The sequence below is a fragment of the Arthrobacter pasteuri genome, from assembly GCF_054510955.1.
The window spans coordinates 825,319-844,536 of the sequence record NZ_JBTNDO010000001.1 but is presented as its reverse complement, the minus strand read 5'-3'; the positions used below and the strand labels follow the sequence as shown (position 1 = coordinate 844,536).

Annotated in this window: 13 protein-coding genes; 10 read left to right on the top strand and 3 right to left on the bottom strand. The window is 60.1% G+C overall.

The window, feature by feature from the left end:
* Nucleotides 1-10 precede the first annotated feature (10 nt).
* Entirely contained in the window at nt 11-2,962 is a 2,952-nt protein-coding gene (locus ACX80H_RS03980; protein WP_459311189.1) for a hypothetical protein, read from the bottom strand.
* Between the two features lie 315 nt (nt 2,963-3,277).
* On the opposite strand from ACX80H_RS03980, the gene ACX80H_RS03975 reads away from it, so the two are divergent.
* The 10 genes from ACX80H_RS03975 (at nt 3,278) to ACX80H_RS03930 (ending at nt 17,479) form a co-directional block, all read left to right on the top strand.
* Nucleotides 3,278-4,300, top strand: a complete 1,023-nt coding sequence (locus tag ACX80H_RS03975; RefSeq protein ID WP_459311187.1) for a TadA family conjugal transfer-associated ATPase — start codon at nt 3,278-3,280, stop codon at nt 4,298-4,300.
* Nucleotides 4,301-5,563: 1,263 nt separating this feature from the next.
* Nucleotides 5,564-6,388: an HNH endonuclease signature motif containing protein gene (locus ACX80H_RS03970; protein ID WP_459311186.1), complete on the top strand. Its 825-nt coding sequence runs from the start codon at nt 5,564-5,566 to the stop codon at nt 6,386-6,388.
* Between the two features lie 150 nt (nt 6,389-6,538).
* A complete protein-coding gene (locus ACX80H_RS03965) occupies nt 6,539-6,748 on the top strand; it encodes a hypothetical protein (protein WP_459311184.1) in 210 nt (69 codons plus the stop codon).
* A 138-nt stretch (nt 6,749-6,886) separates the two neighbouring features.
* On the top strand, nt 6,887-7,198 hold the full coding sequence (locus ACX80H_RS03960) for a nucleotide pyrophosphohydrolase (RefSeq protein WP_459311182.1): 312 nt from the start codon (nt 6,887-6,889) through the stop codon (nt 7,196-7,198).
* Between the two features lie 14 nt (nt 7,199-7,212).
* Entirely contained in the window at nt 7,213-8,193 is a 981-nt protein-coding gene (locus ACX80H_RS03955; RefSeq protein WP_459311180.1) for a hypothetical protein, read from the top strand.
* A 461-nt stretch (nt 8,194-8,654) separates the two neighbouring features.
* Nucleotides 8,655-10,589, top strand: coding sequence for a hypothetical protein (locus ACX80H_RS03950; protein WP_459311179.1), 1,935 nt, complete (start codon nt 8,655-8,657; stop codon nt 10,587-10,589).
* Nucleotides 10,590-11,736: 1,147 nt separating this feature from the next.
* Nucleotides 11,737-12,651: a tyrosine-type recombinase/integrase gene (locus ACX80H_RS03945; protein ID WP_459311178.1), complete on the top strand. Its 915-nt coding sequence runs from the start codon at nt 11,737-11,739 to the stop codon at nt 12,649-12,651.
* 187 nt (nt 12,652-12,838) lie between these two features.
* Nucleotides 12,839-14,149 carry an SIR2 family protein gene (locus ACX80H_RS03940; protein WP_459311176.1) on the top strand — a complete coding sequence of 437 codons (1,311 nt, stop codon included), beginning with the start codon at nt 12,839-12,841 and terminating at the stop codon, nt 14,147-14,149.
* A gap of 5 nt (nt 14,150-14,154) precedes the next feature.
* Nucleotides 14,155-16,203: an ATP-binding protein gene (locus ACX80H_RS03935; protein WP_459311174.1), complete on the top strand. Its 2,049-nt coding sequence runs from the start codon at nt 14,155-14,157 to the stop codon at nt 16,201-16,203.
* Between the two features lie 514 nt (nt 16,204-16,717).
* Nucleotides 16,718-17,479, top strand: a complete 762-nt coding sequence (locus ACX80H_RS03930) for a S1 family peptidase (protein WP_459311172.1) — start codon at nt 16,718-16,720, stop codon at nt 17,477-17,479.
* A gap of 174 nt (nt 17,480-17,653) precedes the next feature.
* Here ACX80H_RS03930 and ACX80H_RS03925 read toward each other — a convergent pair whose 3' ends face one another.
* Together ACX80H_RS03925 and ACX80H_RS03920 are read right to left on the bottom strand one after the other, a co-directional pair.
* Complete coding sequence (locus ACX80H_RS03925; protein WP_525929878.1) at nt 17,654-18,229, bottom strand: Pycsar system effector family protein; 576 nt, start codon at nt 18,227-18,229, stop codon at nt 17,654-17,656.
* Nucleotides 18,229-18,951 (bottom strand): adenylate/guanylate cyclase domain-containing protein, encoded by a 723-nt coding sequence (locus ACX80H_RS03920; RefSeq protein ID WP_459311168.1) that lies wholly within the window; start codon nt 18,949-18,951, stop codon nt 18,229-18,231. Before ACX80H_RS03920 ends, ACX80H_RS03925 begins: the two co-directional genes overlap by 1 nt.
* Between the last annotated feature and the right edge of the window lie 267 nt (nt 18,952-19,218).

The following is a 19,218-nucleotide window of genomic DNA, read 5'->3' as shown; positions in this document are numbered from 1 at the left end:
CTGGTGGGGGTTAGGAGCGGGTGACGCCGCGGGTGGGGGACCAGGTGAGTTGGCCTTTCTGGAATTTCTGGGTGCAGGTCTTGGTGGTGGTGGTGCAGGTTTCGTCGGTGGTGGGGTAGCCGAGGGTGCCTTTTTCCCAGCCGGTGGCGCGCCAGGCGGCTCCGATGGCGCCGCTGGTGGGGTGGGCGCCGGTGGTGGGGGACCAGTGGATCTGGCCGCCCTGGAAGTTCTGGTAGCAGCCGCTGTTGATCAGTCCGCAGGCCTGGTTGCTGGTGGGGTAGCCCAGGCTTCCGGCTTCCCAGCGGGTGTTCCCCCAGGCGTTGTTGAACACGCCGCGGGTGGCGTAGGCGCCGGTGGTGGGGGACCAGTGGATCTGGCCCTTCTGGAAGTTCTGGTAGCAGCCGCCGTTGGTGAGTCCGCAGATCTCGCCGCTGGTGGGGTAGCCCAGGGTTCCGGTTTCCCAGCCGGTGGAGCGCCAGGCGGCTCCGATGGTGCCGTAGGTGGGGTTCGCTCCGGTGGTGGGGGACCAGTGGATCTGGCCGCCCTGGAAGTTCTGGTAGCAGCCGCCGTTGGTGATCCCGCAGACTTCGTTCGCGGTGGGGTAGCCGAGTTTGCCCTTTTCGCGGCCCAGTGCACTCCAGGTGCTGTCGATCGCGCCGGTAGTGATGGCTGTTCCCGATGCCGGGGAGGTGTAGATGTTGCCCTTCTGGAAGGTCTGGAGGCAGCCGCCGTTGACGAGTCCGCAGATGGCGTTGCTGGTGGGGTAGCCGACGCGGCCCTGTTCCCAGCCGCTGGCGGCCCACGCGGCGCTGATGGTGCCGCTGGTGATGTAGGCGCCGGTGGTCGAGGACCGGTGCATCTTGCCGCCCTGGAAGTTCTGGTAGCAGCCGGCGTTGACCAGCCCGCAGACCTCGTTGCCGGTGGGGTAGCCCAGGGAGCCCTGCTCCCAGCCGGTCTGGCCCCAGGCCCTGCCGAAGGCTCCCCAGGTCGCGGAGGCGCCCGATGCCGCGCTCCAGTGGATCTGGCCGCCCTGGAAGTTCTGGTAGCAGCCGCCGTCGACCAGCCCGCAGGCCTCGTTGCCGGTGGGGTAGCCCAGGGTGCTGTTCTCACGGCCGAGGGAACTCCAGGTGCCGTCGATCGCTCCGAGGGTCAGCGCCGCTCCGGTGAGCGGGGACCAGTAGATGTTGCCCTTCTGGAAGGACTGCACGCATCCGCTGTTCTTGAGCCCGCAGGTCAGGTCGGTGACCGGGTAGCCGAGGGAGCCCTTCTCCCAGCCGGACCTGCCCCAGGCACCGTTCACGGCTCCCTGCGTGGCATGGGCTCCGGTGGCCTTGGTCCAGTGCACCTGCCCGTACTGGTAGTTCTGGTAGCAGCCGCCCTGGCTGATCCCGCAGACCAGGGACGAGATCGGGTTGCCGATCGCCGGGGTCCGCGCAGCCGAGGCCTGCACCAACGGACCCGCCACACTCACCACCGACTGGACGGGGTCGATCGTGACGCGGGCCTCCGTGTTGCTGACGGAATCGATGCGGATCTTCGTGCCGGAGTGCGTGGTGAAGGTCTGTCCCGCCTGCCACGCCAGGGAGGTGTTGCCCCAGCCCGAGACCCGGCTGTTGGGCGTGAGCACGATGGAGGCATTCCCGGCCCAGCCGAGGATGTCCTGCTTGGTGATCTTGACCCCGCGGTTGCCGTTGATGGCCGTCTGCGCGTCGTAGCCCTCAGGGGCCCGCAGTTCGAGGTAGTAGACCTCGCCACTCACGGGGTCCGTGAACTTCGCCGCGCGGTTGCTGGCTGTTCCCGCCCAGGGGCGGAGGGCTACCTGGCGGGAGTCGGTCACCTTGCCGAGGTCCTGGATCTCGTCGCCGCGTCCGAAGCCGCCGTACTCCCAGAGGAAGGGGTTGATCAAGGGCAGGCTGACCTGGGCGTACCCCATGAGGTCGGTCGTATCGCTGTACTCGGCGGACCAGCAGGCCGAATCGGCCCATGATCCTCCCGACCGGGGGACGTCGGAGCGTCCGTTGGTGCAGGCCAGCGAGTTCGCGTGGTGCAGCCCGAGGACGTGGCCGAACTCGTGCGTCACGACGTTGTTCGTGAGGGCCGAGGGGTACGGCATGATCACGCGGCCGCTGGTGGCGCTGTCCGTGAAGCCTCCACCGAGGATCCCCCAGGACCCGTTGTAGTTGAGGTCCGCGTGCGGGACGAAGATGACCAGGGATTCGTAGGAGCGGTACTGCCAGTTCAGTTCCTTCGTCACGGTCGCCATGATCGTGCCGTAGGAGTCGGTGATCCTCGCCGCCGACTTGTGGCGGTACTCGTTCACCTTCGTGATCGACAGGCGTCCGGCGGAAGCCGACCTCCAGTACGAGTTGGCGCTGGTGATCGAGTTGCGAGCCGCCGTCATATTGATCGCATCGGTATCGGCAACTGTCTTCCCCGACAGTTGCACCGTGACCAGGGTGACCTTGAACTCTCCGTACCGCGGCGCGATCGCCGCTGCCCCGGCGCTGCCGTCGGTGCTCAGGGGCGACGCCGACTTCAGCGGGGTGACGGGCTGCGCGAAGTGTTCCCCGTACCGGGCGTTCGAGTCCGGGTCCTCGAGCGGGTTCCAGTTCAGGTCCGGAACGAAGGACGTGACCTTGTCCTGCGCCGCGGGGGGCGTATCGGCGGTCACCGCTGCGCTCTCGCTCGGCTGAGCCGTCGGCGTCGCACCCGTGTCGGCCGGAGCCGGCGTGGCGGGAGCCGCGGTCGCAACCGGAGCGGGTGCCGCACTCGGAGCGATGGCCGGAGCCGGAGCCGGAGCAGGAGCCGGCACCGGAGCCTCGGATGGGGCGGCCGTAACGGCCGTCGTGGAGGGGGACGGCGCCGGCACGGCGTCGTTGGCTACTGCAGGAACCGCACTGCCCAGGAGACCGAAGGACAGTAGAGCGGCGCACAGTAGCCGGGTGGGGGAGGGCAAGGTCACGGGTTTCTCCAGCAGAATCCGGGCGTCAGCCAGCTGAGTGAATCTCGAGAAGACTACATATCTGTTACGAATGGGACTCACGTTTCGGATGTGAAAGCGGAATCTTAGGTAAAACCTGCGGCTGCCCCGGCATTCCGCCCGGCGTGTTGATGCGTATGGAGCGTGATAAGCGGCACGTTCCTGCGGGTCTCGTACTTATGCACAGAGCCTCGAGCGTCTAGTCGCGCCGGTCGGCGTTCAGTAGGGTGTGGAGCGGCGGGAGCCATCGGGCTTCGGCCGTCACGCCAGCGTCGGCGTGCGGATGCGGAGGTATCCATGGATGCTGTGCGCCTGGTCGAGGGCGAGGTACGCGAACTCATCCGCAGACGCGGTCTGGACCCCTCACTGCAGAGCTCCGAAGTGCAGCTCCTGGTGAATGACGCGATCGCCGACTACGAGGAGCGGTCCCTCCGGGGCGTCCTTCCGCCGTTGGGAAGGATCGACGTCGCGCGCCGGCAGATCTACGACGCCGTCGCCGGATTCGGGGTCCTGCAGCCCTACCTCGACGATTCGTCCGTCGAGGAGATCTGGATCAATGCGCCCTCGGAGGTGTACGTCGCGCGGAACGGCGAATCCGAGCTCACGGCGCTGACGCTGACGGACCAGCAGGTGCGGGATCTGGTCGAGAAGATGCTGAAGTCGTCCGGGCGTCGCCTCGACCTGTCCTCGCCCTTCGTCGATGCCTCCCTTCCGGACGGGTCCCGCCTCCACGTGGTGATTCCGGACGTCACCCGCAAGCACTGGTCGGTGAATATCAGGAAGTTCATCGCGCGTGCATCGAGGCTCGAACACCTCGTCGAACTGGGCTCGCTGTCCCCGCAGGCGGCGCGGTTCCTCGGCGCCGCAGTTGCCAGCGGCCTCAACATCCTCGTCTCCGGCGCGACGCAGGCCGGCAAGACGACGCTGCTCAACTGCCTCGGAGCGTCGATCGGCGCCCGGGAACGGGTCATCACGGTCGAGGAGATCTTCGAACTGCAGCTTCCCCTGCGGGATGTCGTCGGTCTGCAGTGCCGGCAGCCCAACCTCGAGGGCCATGGGGAGATACCCCTGCGGCGCCTCGTCAAGGAGGCCCTCAGGATGCGGCCGGACCGCCTGATCGTCGGCGAGGTCCGCGAGGCCGAGAGCCTGGACATGCTGATCGCCCTGAACAGCGGTCTGCCCGATATTACTGAAGGGCGGTCCACCGCCGGATCAATCGGCGGGACGCGTCGACCAAATACCAATGCTCATCGGCAGACGGCCATCCATAAGGGTCGAGTTCAAGTGCTCACCGATTCCGTATCTGGAATCGGTGTGTGACGGAGGTTACACCTCGCTCGGTGTCCACATCGTCGCCGGCGACACTCTTTCACCAGTAGAAGCTGCTCGATACTCACGCTGGACATGCGGTGAGGGCGGATCATTGTGCTCTTTCCTCAGGTGGAGGCATCGAAGGTCGCGGTTGAGGCCCATGGCGGCTTCCGCCGGAGACCCCCGGGGAAGACGGGCAGCGATCGAAGTCTTCGGGGACTTCCGACTCAAGGGGTATCCAGTGTCCACATCCCCGTACGCGACAGTCTTTACCCATATGTGAGTGACACTCCTGAACCGACCAGCCCAGACCAGTGGGCTGCTCGCACATCGACAAGCTGAACTACGAACAGAAAGCAGAACGTTGAACTTACTTTGGGCAGGGGAGACTGCCTCTCGAATGAAAACAAATCATCATGTGCAGCGGGATGCTGCCCTACCCCAAGACTCAGGAGCGGTGACGGACCGGGATCGGCGGCCGGGGATGCCAGCTATGGAAGTGCAGCCGGGGTCGACGGCAACAACGGCGATGACGGCCGATGGTACTGCGGGCTCGGCGAAGACATGTAGCTGGGTTGAACAATCTGCAGGGCAGGGCGCGACGCACGGCGGCACGGGCGAGCATGAGTGTGAGAGACATCTCCCGATTTGGTTCCTGCACAGGCTGCAGAGCTCCGCGGGTATCGCACCACCCAATCACTTCTGCCGGGAAATCTTCATCTCCGGACTGGAAGCATCGGGACTACATGAGGGAACCAAGAGAACGATGCTGGCGACTCTCGAAACTGCGGATGGTTCAGGAGTCACCGTGCAGAGCGGGGCGGGTCTTGCTGCCAGCCTTGGTGTACGGGCCGCAACCGTTTCAAAGCACTGGAGCGACGCACGCGCTGCGGGCTTCCTCCTGACCCGGTATCGGTTCAACAACTCCTCTGTGCAGCAGTTGACTTGCCCAAGTGGCCCTGTAGCCCCTCCCCCCGGCGCCTACGTACCGCTGGGGGTGCGTCCATGGCCTCTGGACGAGGAGCTTTGGTGGCTGACTGGAGCACGGTTCCCTGCGCCGTGGGGGGACGGAGCGCCTCCGTTCTAGACCGCAATCTAATAAAGGCGAGCGAAAGCAATGCCTTTACGTGGGATTGGGATTTACCCGGGCATACGCCTCGCGGCTCCTGCCCACCTGCCCCGGAACCCATCTACCCGGGCGACGACCCATTGATAGTGCCGGGCACAGCCGTGCCCGGACTCGTCCATGTGACGCAGACACGAAAGACAAAAATGACAACACACGCGTACTTCAACAGCGCCCAGCGCGGTGACTCCCCGGCCCACGTCCTGCGCCTCGCAGGAACGAAGGCCACTGCAACAACGATCAGCGCGAAGGAGCAAGCCTCTACTCACCGCCACGGGCAGAAGCGGGCCGTAGTACTCAGCTACCCTGTTCCTCGATCGTTGGCTACGTCGGTGTCAGCCGGACGGTCAAAGTACAACGATGAGCACGGCAAAGCAAGGGCCATCGGACAGGATGCGTCGCTCAGGAAGGGCGAACAGGCGGGAACGCCCCGCACTTGCTCGGTCCTGGAATGCGAAATCACCGTGAAAATCGCTGAGCTGTGCCCGAAGCACAGAAAGCGTCGTGATGCTCTCGGCACGACCGCTCTCACGACAACCCGGATGTTGCCGCCGGATGAGAAGTTCGCGCGGCGGATCGTGCCGGACGAGTACGGCTGCTGGATGTGGACCGCGACCAAGACCTACGACAAGTACCCCAAGCTTTACGTCGGCGGCGGGCGCAAGGAAGTTCGAGCCCACAGATGGGCTTACGATCGCTTTGTCGGCCCGATCCCTGATGGGTACGAGATCGACCATATCTGCAGTGTCACGCTGTGCGTCCGGCCAAGCCACCTGCAAGCACTTCCCGCAGAGGAGCACTGGCGGGTGACGGAGGCCCGCAAGGAGCTGAAGGAACTCACAGGGGATGAACGGAGTCTCGTCGCCTGTGGTCGTGTGACTGTGGCTGAACGGGAATTTGCAGAAGCTCACGGACTGTCACCTCTTGCGCTACACCGGCCGGCCACGGCGATGCACGCGGCCGCCAGGTAACACCTCGTCACCCGCGCTGCCGCCGACCGCCATCATGCACTGATTGGTGCGTGCCATCGTTTAGCCCTAGCGATGCTGCCCCATCAGCAATGATCAACGCGAAATGAAGGACGCCGCATCCTGCCCCGGGGGCAGAGGCGAGATAGATGGATGCCCGGTGTCACCACCGTCAACACGGCGGTAAGAGATACGGAAGTACCGGTCGCTCGACGTGTGCCCATCATCGGTGACCACTCAACAATCAACCCAAAAGCTGGCATGAACGGGCGCCGCACCACCAAAGATTCCGACACCGGCACCGGTATCGGAATCGGAATCGGTATCGGTATCGGTATCGGTATCGGCAAGAATATCGGGTGACTACTGTGGTCGATTCAAGGAGGACGGGTATGCAACGTGCCCGTCCTCCTCCCCGCCGCCGTGACTGAAGTTCCCGGGCGACCGCCTCAGCCGACCGCAGAACGCCGCGTTGCTGCAGGAGTGTGAGTCAATAGCGTTATGGACTTCTCTGACATCGCGGAGACCCTCGACGAATTCGCTGCTGACCGCGGGTGGCAGCAGCACCACCTACCGCGCAGCCTCATGCTCGCCCTTGTGAAAGAGGTGGGTGAGCTTACGGAGCTTTTACAGTGGATTCCCGACGCCCAAGTTGAACAATGGCTTGGCGAGCAGAGCAACAGGGACAAGGTTGCGGCCGAGATCGCCGATGTCTTCATCTACCTCCACTACATCGCCCGCGCGACGCAGGTTGACCTGCCCAGCGCAATCAGCAACAAGATAGCCATCAATCGCGCAAAGTACCCCTCATAGAATCGAGAGTCGTCTTGCCCCTAGTGATCGTCCAACCCGCCGGAAATCGTGAGGGAAAAAGGAACTACGCAAAGACAGTCGAAAGCCCTATCTCCCTCACGGCTACGCAACAACATCTAAGCGCCGGTGACCAGGAACAGCTGGCGATCCTGCATCCTTCTGGCGCGGTGCCGGTGTGGGGTACTACCCGGGGAGAACGCGGCCAGATGGAAAGCCGATGGAACAGAATCACCGCGGGCGACGTCGTGCTCTTCACAGGTGGCAACAGGGTCTTCAAGACGGCACGTGTCACCCACAAGTTCCGCAGCCAGAGTCTCGCGGATTCACTGTGGGAGAGAAAGACCACAGCGAACGGCGACAAGGCATCGTGGGAGTTCATGTACTCCTTCAACCAGCCGGAGGACGCCGACGTATCGTACGACGACCTCAAGGAAGTACTCGGGGAGCTTCCCCTTCCAACACGGGAGTTCTCCGTACTTACCTCTCAGCAAAGCGATCCAATACTCAACTACTTGGAGGATCACGGGGCCACGCCCCCGCCGGAGCCTACCCCGGCTGCTACGCAGACCGTGCTGAAAGAGTTCGAAGCGATGGAGTCCGAGTACATCGGGAAGCGCCGGACAGAACAGCAGTACCTGCGCCAGTACCTTCTGCCTGGTGTGGAAGGGGACTGTCTGCTGTGCGGCCGCACCTTCTCCAGAGACTTTCTGGTGGCTGCACACATCAAAAAGCGCAGTCTATGCACCCCTCAGGAAAAGGCGGACATCCCCGCCGTCGCCATGCTGGCGTGCAGGTTCGGCTGTGACGAGTTGTACGAACGCGGCATGATTGTCGTTTCCTCACAGGGGAAAGTTGCGGGCACGAAGCGTTTGACCGACGACTCTGCCCGGACCTACGCGAACAATCACGCCGTGGGCCGCACCATCAAGAGTTGGTCCTCCCTGGCTGCATCGCATGACTACTTCGAGGCGCACCGATCGTCTTGGGCGAAGTAGAGACCGCTATACGCAGATCGAGGTGGAAAGCGGTGGCTGGTATTCCCTGCGGTCATGGGTTGAAGGCAATGGACCTCGAGGAGGAAGCCGGCCTTGCCGCTCCCTCCGTTGGGGGAGTGGTAGGGAACAGGAGGGAGCCTGTGCCTAACTTGCTTTCAACGTCCGCCGCGAATTGCATTGCTGGCCACGATCCACGAGGCAAGATCAAGCCATGAAAGCGACCATGGAGAGCGGGTTCCACAAGCACAAGCGACTAGGCTCGACGCGTTGATGATGTAAGCAGGCTGAAGGCGCTCACAGGTCTCATCAAGAGACCGTGGGGGGTGCTTGGATGAATACACCTGCGGGGAGCAATCGGGGCCCGGTTGGATGACGGCATCCATGCCCCCAAGAGGATTCCTGTCAGACCTAGCAGGACAGGGCCCGCACCGCGGTCGCATCACCCGCGAATGAGAGATGGAATGACGACTTCGCCACAGAGAATTGTTGTTTATCTGTCTGGCGGCGGATACCGGGCTGCCATTGCTGCTATCGGGGCGTTGCTGGCGGTTGTCGCAGCGGGACAGTGGCAGGATGTTCGAAAGATCGTCTCGGTGAGTGGCGGCGGCCTAGTCAATGCGTGGATCGCAATCCGTCGGCCCGGGTCTGATCAAGAGCTTGTTACGGCCCTAGAGGATCTGTATGAACTGCTGACGAATCGACAGCGCTCCGTGCGTCATCTGCTCGTCGCAGTCATTGTGTCTCTGGTACCCGTTTCAGCATCTGTGAGCATTGGCTTAGCCTTCGCGCCGGTCCTCGGTGCCTGGATATGGGCGTACGCGATCATTGCGTTCTTCGTGTCCATTGGAGGGCTGGTGTGGCTCGCACCGCGCGTATTCCTCGCGCAGGACTACAAGGTATTCGCAGGCAGACTTGGTTCCCTCCGCGAGAGCGGCTGGCATCGAGAGCACGTCTTCGTCTCGTCAGATCTTTGGCTTTCCGGTTATGTCGGGATAACGGCTCACATAGATCAGTCGTTTATCGCGGCCCCACCGCTTCAGCCGATAGACGCGTCCGCTCTTAACTTCTCGACGGCCCTTCGCGCCAGCACAGCCCTGCCTCCAATGCTGCCGACCGTCCGGCTCGGCATCGCGCGTCCCGTGGATCCTACCGGAAGCGGTGCGGGGGGGAATCTGGGACGTACACGCAGCCTGTGGCTCATCGACGGTGGCGCTACCGGGAACCTCGGTATCCAAACGGACCCTGGAATCACGGGTGTGACTACGCAATTCGACACCGTGCTAACGGCTCGGAGAGCACTAGACTCGGCGCTTGGCACCGTGGACGACAGCCTCGATGACCTAACTGATCAATCCGGCTTTCTGCAGGAGGCTAATGAGGAGCTCACCCGCGGATTGCAGATAACTCTCATCTACGATCGGCTAATGACGGATCCGGTCACGGCGCGAGTTGTCCGCCGCGTCCAATCCCTGCACGGTCACCCGAACTTGGATGACCTGAAACTCGTTATGGCCGATTCGGACTCACCGGCCGCTCTCGAAGCCTCGCGGCGCATGCAACGTGACACCGCCTTAGTTGTCCGCGCCGTGCTCGAAGAACCCGAACTCGCGGGGTTCGCGTTAACTGAGCAAGAACGAGGCGCGTTCGACGATCCGATACGCATCGTACGAAAGACCCGCACACCTCGCCCAGAGTGCGGTCATGATGCGAGCCCGTGGTCATCCTGCATCGAATGCCCAACGTTGAATCTGGTCGTTGATGCTTCAGGACGCCCATCGCACGCGGGTCGAACACTCCGATTCCTACTGTGGGTGCCAGGAGCGGGCACGATTGTGAATGCCATGAGGACGCTTCAGATCCTGTACCAAGAGAATCTTCAGGAGGACCGAAAAACGAGCATGTCCGGAACCGTTCCAGTCCTACGAGCGGACGACATCTATTTGAAGGAAGCACGAGTTTCGCGGTCACGCACGCCGACCGAAAGCCACGCCCGCTGGGTTCTGGCCAACAACGGTCTCTCAGGGCCATGGCGTGCTTCACTTCCTCTTCCGGCGTACGTTCGCGCCCAGCTTCGCGAAGATGCCGCACGTTTCAAGACGCAGCTCATGGCCCCGAGCCCGAAGGACCTGGCTAGCGCACAAGCGACACTGGCCAGCGCCTATATAGGGACGGCTGACCTGCTGCACCGCTCCGAAGTAGACCTCGAAGTCATCTATAAAGACCTCGAGATCATTGACTCGAAGATCTCGAGAGTCATCAGAGACGCGGTATCTACGCGCAAGGACGCGCACGCACAGCTAGCGCCGCTCGCTCAGGCCGAGCGCCTGAAATGGGTCATTGGCCTTCGCATGGGCTTCCGCGAAGTGGTCCGCGCAGGGAAAGTGCCTACTGGATAGGACGGCACGATCGACGCTTAAGCAGCTTGGAATCCAGCAGGATTCCCGTTCGCCACATGGTTAGTGGCGTTGTCGTCGGATGACATGACTGAGCGCACAAGCACGCAGTAGTACGGGTTGCATCCCAGGTCTGCGGAGCCAAATTCCGCGATTGCCCATCATTCCGCGTGCAAGCGGGAAAGCTTTCTATCCTGCCCGCATTGAAAAGCGCTATTACGACCGGGGGAGACGATGAATCCGCTTGCCCCTCCCCCCCCGGCAGGTAAAGCACACGGTGCGGGCGATAGGAGAGCAGTGGTCCTCGGCACTAGGGGCCCTCCACCCCTTCATTGGGGGAGCTTCGGTTGCGCCAGCGGTAGCAGAGGCAGCTATTTCCGGAACACGACCACCACGACTGGCCACACTGGTAGCCTCTCGAGCGAGGGAGCGTACCACTGTGAACCTGCCAAGGGCTGTTGACGATTCTGGCTCTGACGAGCTGCCGCGGCGTAAGAGCGCGCCCGACTCTCGCGAGGTTATCCCAGGTTCCTTCAGCCGGGCCGTTCCCTCGGAAGGGATATCACGGCCTCCCTCTATTCATGAGATAGAGACTCATCGCGAGCACCTCCGTCTCAATCTGGAGAACTGGGAGAAGCAGTGGGCTGATGTGCTGCGCTACGAGCGAGCACAGGGCGAGGATAAGGCGAACACAGCGTCTATAAGGAGAGATCTCGCCCGATCTCTGGCCTTTTTCGCACTTGCTTTGTCAGCTTTCGTCCCTGCAGTGACAGACCCTGAACCGCTTGCAGTACTCCTGTTCGACCTGATTACTCTTCGCGAGGCGTTACTCATGATTGGTACTGGAAGCATGATCCTAGTCGGCGCTTCTTTGTGGCATGCGTGCGGCACCTGGATAACACGACAAGCGAACCGCAAGTCTAGAACACAGCCTCAACTCCCACCTGTGCGTCTGGATGCAGTGCAGCTGCTCAGCAGCCTCGAAGCGGAGGGGAACCCGCTGTACTACCGTGAACGCGATGTAGCCGCTGAGTTGGATTTTGGGTGGAGGCGTGGAAACCCTGATCCACCAAAAGCAGATCCGGGTGACAGCGAACAGGACTCGCATTCATAAGGGGGGCCACACGATAATGTCAGTTATCATGTGGATATGGATATCAGCGTCATCATCGACAACACCAATGTCACCCGTCATGGGCGCACCCTCGCAGCGTGGGAGCTCTCGCTCCCAGGATCGGAACACACTCTGCGGGCGTACCGACGCAACCTCGGGCAGTTCTGTGGGTGGCTCGATGGACGTGGGCTGGATCTGCTCGGCGTCGAGCGGGTCCATATCGACGGGTATCGGCACACGCTGACCGGGGCGCCGGCCACCGTGGCACAGAAGCTTGCGGCGGTCTCCAGCTTCTACCGCTACGCGGCATCCGCTGGTGTGGTCTCCATCAATCCTGTTGATCTGGTGACCCGTCCCAAGGTCTCGGCGGACCACTCGGCCACACAGGGGCTAAGCAAGGGCCAGGCACGCGCCTTGCTCGAGGCGGCGCGAGCCGACGGCCCCCGATCCCACGCACTCGTGGCGCTGCTCATGTTTACCGGCATCCGTGTCAGCGAGGCGCTCAATGCCAGCACGGCGGACTACGGGCACGATGCTGGGCACCGGACACTGACGGTCCGGCGCAAGGGTGGCACGGTGGCAAAGGTGGCCGTGCCGGCCCCCGCCGTGGAAGCGCTGAACACCTATCTCGGGACCACGGGGCAGGATCTGGTGACAGCGGCAGGCATGGGCCTGCCGATCTTCACGACGGCCACCGGCAAGCGATGGGCACCCTCTGAGGCGTTCCGTACAGTGCAGCGGCTGGCCCGCGTGGCGGGCATTGAGGGGGAGATCAGTCCGCACAGTCTCCGACACGCTTTTGCCACGATCGCACTGGACGCGGGAACTGCCCTGCACGATCTGCAGGACAGCATGGGCCACGCCGATCCTCGCACCACGCGCCGGTACGACCGGGCGCGAAATAACCTTTCCAAATCGGCCGGATATGACGTTGCGAGGGCTCTCGGCTGAACATCACTTCGTTAGCCCACCATCCCGGGCCCGATGGGGGCCGGTCAGGCAAGGCCATTCAGCGGTCGGTGTGAGGGGTAGTCCCGACTACGCTTATCGGTGGGCAACTTTCTGCACACGGAGAAGGACATGATGCCAGCGGTTGCATCGTCGCAGCCGATCTAGCACTGAAATATGGGGGAGCGCGATGACAGTTACTGAGGGTGCCGGACTTGCAGCCAGGGAGGACTCTCCTCTTCCAGCGGGGCTCGTCCGTATGGGAAATGACGTAGTGGCTGAGGGGGATGATCTTGCCCTCGTTTTTGAACCGGTGAACCGACGGAAGATCGAGTCGTGGCTGGCAGCACTCCTGCAGGTTGAACACGAGGCTCTGCTTATTGGCAACGGCTTGAGTGCCGCCATCGCAGGGTCACTCGGCAGCACGTTCCCCCCGACGATGAATCGTCATGTCGAGCTCAAAAATGAGGAGCACGGGGCAGCACTGCGAGCTCATGCGAGCCGAGCCGCGAGTAATACGCATCGCGAGCCAAACCTCGAGGATGAGATTCGATCCGCACTCGCACTCCTTGAGGGCGTCAAAGTCTTAGGGAGAGATGCGGCAGCAGCCTCTCTCCAAGAGGATATCGATTCAGTCTTCACCGATTTGATGGCTGAAGTGAGTGCCTTTGAGCGCGACCTGAAGCTCAAGATGGAGCGGCCGGATAGAGCGGCATGGGAATCCAAGAAGCTTCTGCAACGCTTTCTCGCGCCGTTCTCCACTCGCGAGGCTGGACGAGACCGGCTGAATCTATATACAACGAATTACGACCGCCTTCTGGAATACTCCGCGGATCTAATGGGTCTCAGATTGATAGACCGATTCGTCGGCACACTTGAGCCGAGATTCAGCTCATCTCGACTTGATATAGATATGACATACTCTCCCCCTGGATTGCGGGGGGAGCCGCGCTACCTTGAAGGCGTGATTAGGTATTCAAAGCTGCATGGGTCCCTAGACTGGAGATACAGTAAGGGCGAAGTCGTTAGGGCGCCGGTAGCATTTGGGTCAACCGACGCTATCCCGGAAAAACCGTCCGAGGCGGTGGCAATCTACCCCAATCCTGCAAAAGATGTCGAGACACTCGCCTATCCGTACGCTGAACTCTTTCGAGATTTTGCGGCTTCAATCTGCCGCCCAAACTCCGTGTTGTTCACATACGGCTATGGATATGGCGATTCGCATATAAATAGAATAATTTCTGACATGTTACGAATTCCTTCAACTCACTTGGTTGTTATCAGTAGGGATAATTCGAAGACTATCGAGAGTTTTGTGCAAACGTACTGCCCGACCGGACAAACGACAATGCTAATCGGGCATGAAGTCGGATCCCTAGACGATATTGTTCGGCTGTTGCCGTCGGGTGTGAGCGAGGAGCTCCTAGACGCCCAATACCGGGCCTCCATGCGAATGGGGAGTCTACAAGATGAATCGGATGAGGGATCGGCCCTGCTATGAGGAGGTTGATTGATTTCACGGCGTCGCAGGTAGTCGGTTCTGTCGACTCAGTATCTCCTGACGAGATAAGCGTGGCACTTTCTCATGACGCGCCTCAAGCGACCGCGCTGAATTCATCCACGCTCCAAAGGTTTCCGAGGATAAATGGATGGGTCCTCATACCAAACGAGGTGGGCTACCTGATCGGCACTGTCAAGTGGGTAGGCGTGGATCGAGACCGCTCGCTGGCAAGGGAATACAAGAAGGACGCCTCCCTGGTTGACATGCCGTACTCGGCTCGGCGCTTACGCCTAGCGCCTCTAGGCACTCTTCGGTGGCGGTCGAACGACGGGTTGGAAGAGCCTGAACTCATTCGAGGGATCGTGAGCTATCCCTCGGTTGGAGCTTCTGTGCTAGTACCCACCGCTCGACAGCTTCGGGCCATAGCGCAAACAGCTGACCCGGCGGCACGCCTGAAGATTGGAACATCCCCCCTCGCTGCAGATGTTGACGTCTTCGTCGACCCAGATAAGCTTTTCGGCCGGCACTTGGCGGTGCTCGGAAACACGGGGAGTGGCAAGAGTTGCACGGTCGCTGGACTTATTCGCTGGTCGCTAGAGGCCGCAAAGGCACACATGCATGTGCCCGACGCTCCGCCACACGCGCGCTTTATAATTCTTGATCCGAATGGTGAATACTCGAAATCGTTCGATGACGTTGCCTCTAAAGTGCGCGTATTTCGGCCAGTGCCCATGGAGGATGAAGGCGAAAAGCAGCTCACCGTTCCTGCTTGGCTTTGGTCGGGTGCTGAATGGGCCGCGATTTCCCGAGCGTCGCCACAGGTGCAGCGCCCTTTGCTATTACAAGCGCTCCGTAACCTTCGCAACTCACTACAACCCGGCGACTCCTCGACGAGCGTTCTGGCTCAGGAGCTGAGCGGCTTTCTCAGCATATTCTTGGTCAAGAAAGCGGATCCCCCTTCATATGCCACAGTGGGCAAGCACTTTGGCATAACTGAACTGTTGTCGGTTCTTCGGGATTCAATGGGGCGATATGATGAGGACATCCATCGGGAGCGCCTTGCTAGTTTGATCGACGTAATCAGCCAGATGGTCCTCAGCCGGCAGGGCAGTGATAGATTCAGAATATACTCGCCGATAGATATCGACAGAGTGATATCCGAGCTTACAACGGCCCTCGAGGATTTATCAGATGAACTAATTCTCGGATCAATAAGCGAGGACGCGCCTTCGCCTTTTGACTTGTCTTCGCTCATAAGCCATGTCGAGGCTTTATCCCGTCGCGCTGAGTTCGCGGGTGCCAGTGGTTATGTGGGATCGCTCGCCACTAGGTTGAGGAGTATCCTGACCGACGCTCGACTTCGAGACGTAATCTGCCCTGAAGATGGAGTATCTCTAACGGACTGGCTAACTGACACAATAGGAGATGAGCGCGGGACTAACGGTGAGGTTGTTGTTATTGACTTGTCACTACTAGCTTCCGACGTCCTGCATACCGTCGTCTCCGTGCTTTCGCGCGTAATTATGGAGGCGTCGCAGTACATAACGAGAGTGAGCAACGAAATACTTCCTACAGTACTTGTTCTTGAGGAAGCGCACACATTCGTTTCTTCCGCGTCTCGCACGGCTGATGTGCCAGCGACGCACGATCTGTGTCGCGAAGCAATTGAGCGAATCGCTCGAGAGGGCCGAAAGTTTGGCGTGGGTTTGGTGCTGTCCTCCCAGCGTCCGTCCGAACTATCAGCCACCGTATTGTCCCAGTGCAACTCGTTCATTCTGCACCGGTTGGTCAATGACCAAGATCAACGCCTCGTTTCTAGGCTCGTACCTGATGCGTTGGGGGATCTTCTTCGAGAGCTGCCGAGCTTGCCCTCCAGGCAAGCTATTCTCCTTGGGTGGGCGACCGCCGTTCCCACGATGGTTGAAATCAGCGATCTTGACGCCGAACACCGACCTCGGTCCGATGACCCTCAGTTCTGGAACACGTGGACCCGTCAGAAAGATGTCGCCTTTGATTGGCAGGCGGTAGAGAGTGCTTGGATCGGTGGACAGTGAATGTACATGAAGGAGCCGTAACGCCGGAAAAAGCGAGCCAGGGCAATTTTTGAATCCGCTCTTACTAGTGCAGCAATGCTTCCTCTGCGCGGACTGGTTGCCGACGCTGTTGCCCTGCCGCTCAAATTTGGTGTCGGTGCTGGCCAAAGATACACGCCGTCAAGGAAGTCTTCGAGGATCTCCTTTGCCCGGGCAAGGTGCGGTGACGTCAGAGCACTGGAGCCATTTGTGGCTCAACTGAAGGCGCGCTGGCCGATAGTGAAAAGTTCGCTGTCTGCATATTTCGCACTCTGTGCCCTCCGACGCTTGGTTGAGTCCGATAGTTCGAAGCTCTCCCGCGAGTTGTCGCGAGATTCTGCACGTCAAAAGAACAGCCCAAGCTGAGGTGAGAGTCAGTTGATGCAAGCTGATCCGTGGCGAGTGAACGCCTCAGCAGGACGGTTCGCCGCGTCTGACTGTCTCCCCAGTCTCAAAGGCGCGCCACACCAGACCAAAACAGTAGGAAACTAATCCCATGTCCTTCTCTCCAGCCCTGGCCACCGGCATCATCTATCGTGTTCAGGAGTCCGGCGAACGAACATTCACCGGGTCGTGCTTTATGTTCCGACGTGATGACGTACTGCTTACAGCGAAGCACTGTGTTCATGCCGATGGCTCCTACGTGGTCGAGCTCTCCGGTGTCCGCCGGAACTTGAACGTGAAAGAGATTCGGACGCACCCCACTGCCGACCTCGCCGTCCTGATCGCTGAAGGCTCCTTCGACCACAGAGCGGGCGATGGCGGCCCGGAAACGGCGTTTCAGGACGGAGTCGGTGACTGGAATGTTGGTGACGACTTCATGACCTTCGGATACCCATCGGAGGGACCCGGCGCGGACACAGCAGTCAGCCCGACCCCTCGCATGTTCAAAGGTCACTTTCAGAGGTTCTTGCAATACGAGTCCCCAGCGGGCTCCAGCTACCTTGCGGGTGAAATGAGCATTCCAGCTCCCGGTGGACTCAGCGGCAGCGCGCTGTTCAACCCAGCGATGCCGAGTCTGGTAACCGGCCTGGTCACTACAAATCTGGAAACATTCGCCGTTACAGATTCAGTAAGTGAAGTATTGCAGGATGGCACCCATTACCGCGAGGAGTCAAGACGGGTCCTGAATTACGGGCTAGCACTGATGCTTTCAGACGTGGCTGACTGGTTGTACTTGGAGGTCCCGGAGTCCGCACAGGGCTGGTTGATGAGGTCTCCAGTCACAGGTGGCGCACTAGGAGATGGCGAGGATTAGAAGTTCCGGGGAAGCCATAAGGCGGCATTGTTGAACGCAGTAGTTTCGACTTCAAAGAAATGATTCAGCGACACCTTCGTCCGAGGACAGTCCGTCTGATAAGAACAGTACTGAAGACGGTTGCCTATGAGCTGAGGCAACCCGTCCCAAATTCGGTGTGTGAGCTCGACACTTTCACCAGGTTATCCCCGTTCGCAGCAATACGGCACAGAGCAGTAGGCTGAGGCCGCCGATAGACGCAAGAATCATCGATATCTTGACCACTATATGTTTTGCCCACGCGATCTTACTCATTCTCACGATCTGATTACTTACTACTGTAAGCATGTCAGCCTCACGGATTTTTTCCTGCAGGTTCTCAGCCTCCCAGAACTTCAAATGTCCGAAGTAAATGAAGTTATCTGGCCATTCTTTTCTAACGTGAATCATGCGAAGTCGAGGTATTACCACCCACATAGAACACCCAGCTCCGCATATCAGTGAGAAACATGCGACTATGTAGGTGATGTTTTGCCAAGGGCCCTCAAGAGCGCCGAACATTCGGGTATCCGCGGAAAGAGCAACTGCAACTCCCAAAGCCGCGGACTGTAAGGTGAAGGCGAATGAGGCCTTCGCATCCACTTTGCCCGTCCAATCCACGACCGCTGCGTGGATCTTCCAGGCCGTGTCAAGAGCCTCCTTGTCCTTTGTCGGCGTACTTGTGTCCGGCTGCGCACTGATGCTTTCCTCAGTTCGTCTGTGCCACTTCATTAGAACGATGAAGAATAGGAGGACTTATAGTAAGAGTAATTCTTGCCGGCCATTGAGTATGTGAACGGGCCTTTCCACATATCTGCCCCCTTACTGGTTCTCCAACTTTCGGTCAATTTTTTATAAGTGTTTGCTTCTATCAAAGTCGAGTACTTTCCTTGACGCTCGTCGCTGAACTTTGCAGCGAGATTAGGGGCCAGTCCGATCGAAATCATATCGTCGCTGCCTCGAAATCCGGCTCGAACCAAGAGAGACTTACCGCTGGCAATACCACAACCATGCCTAAGCTGCCATCCATTCGTGCGAATAGAATTGAACTGTTTTGAGATGGCTGGCTCAACGAGATTTCGCATGGCCCATTTAATCTGCATCGCTGATTTCACGGCACGGTCGTACCTACCTGTTCCGGCATAAACGCCCATCACACGATCACCATCGAAGCTGCGAATATGGCCGTGGTTCTCCCGGATGATCCTGGTGCTGACTGAGAGATACGCCTTCATAACTCGAGCTACCGTGTCTGGTGGGGAGATAGCGACCAAACCCGATGAGTTGGCCATGTCCGCATACAGGTACGTGGACGGAAGGTACAAGCCTTCCGAGTAGCCCATTTTCGACGGATCAGGAACGCTTTCGATGGCGCCGTCGTTTCGTTCTGTCGTAGTGAGCTTGGTATTGACAGTCTTCAAGATGTCGCTTTCGACGTTCGATCTTAGTGCCATTCTTCCTCCGAGGTGTGAAACAGCTATTCGATGTGCCCTATTCAGATGGAATGTGGTCGTGGTAGCACTTGCTTGTAGGCAGGGTGTTTGGGGATCAGCATGCGGTGAAGCAACCCGCTGGTCTAGCACCAACGCGAATGTGTGCCGGTTGCCCTTAAGGAAATGTACCCGGTATCACCGGTTCAACCGATTTTCACCGCTGCTTTGCATACGTCGTGTTCGTTAGATGCAAACATCGCACACGCAGTCGGAAGCTGTCGGTGGGCA

Bases quoted from the DNA above. Each gene is read 5' to 3' on its own strand.
- ACX80H_RS03975 (WP_459311187.1), top strand. From the start codon at position 3,278: ATGGATGCTGTGCGCCTGGTCGAGGGCGAGGTACGCGAACTCATCCGC.
- ACX80H_RS03970 (WP_459311186.1), top strand. From the start codon at position 5,564: ATGACAACACACGCGTACTTCAACAGCGCCCAGCGCGGTGACTCCCCG.
- ACX80H_RS03965 (WP_459311184.1), top strand. From the start codon at position 6,539: ATGCCCGGTGTCACCACCGTCAACACGGCGGTAAGAGATACGGAAGTA.
- ACX80H_RS03960 (WP_459311182.1), top strand. From the start codon at position 6,887: ATGGACTTCTCTGACATCGCGGAGACCCTCGACGAATTCGCTGCTGAC.
- ACX80H_RS03950 (WP_459311179.1), top strand. From the start codon at position 8,655: ATGACGACTTCGCCACAGAGAATTGTTGTTTATCTGTCTGGCGGCGGA.
- ACX80H_RS03945 (WP_459311178.1), top strand. From the start codon at position 11,737: ATGGATATCAGCGTCATCATCGACAACACCAATGTCACCCGTCATGGG.
- ACX80H_RS03940 (WP_459311176.1), top strand. From the start codon at position 12,839: ATGACAGTTACTGAGGGTGCCGGACTTGCAGCCAGGGAGGACTCTCCT.
- ACX80H_RS03930 (WP_459311172.1), top strand. From the start codon at position 16,718: ATGTCCTTCTCTCCAGCCCTGGCCACCGGCATCATCTATCGTGTTCAG.
- ACX80H_RS03925 (WP_525929878.1), bottom strand. From the start codon at position 18,229: ATGAAGTGGCACAGACGAACTGAGGAAAGCATCAGTGCGCAGCCGGAC.
- ACX80H_RS03920 (WP_459311168.1), bottom strand. From the start codon at position 18,951: ATGGCACTAAGATCGAACGTCGAAAGCGACATCTTGAAGACTGTCAAT.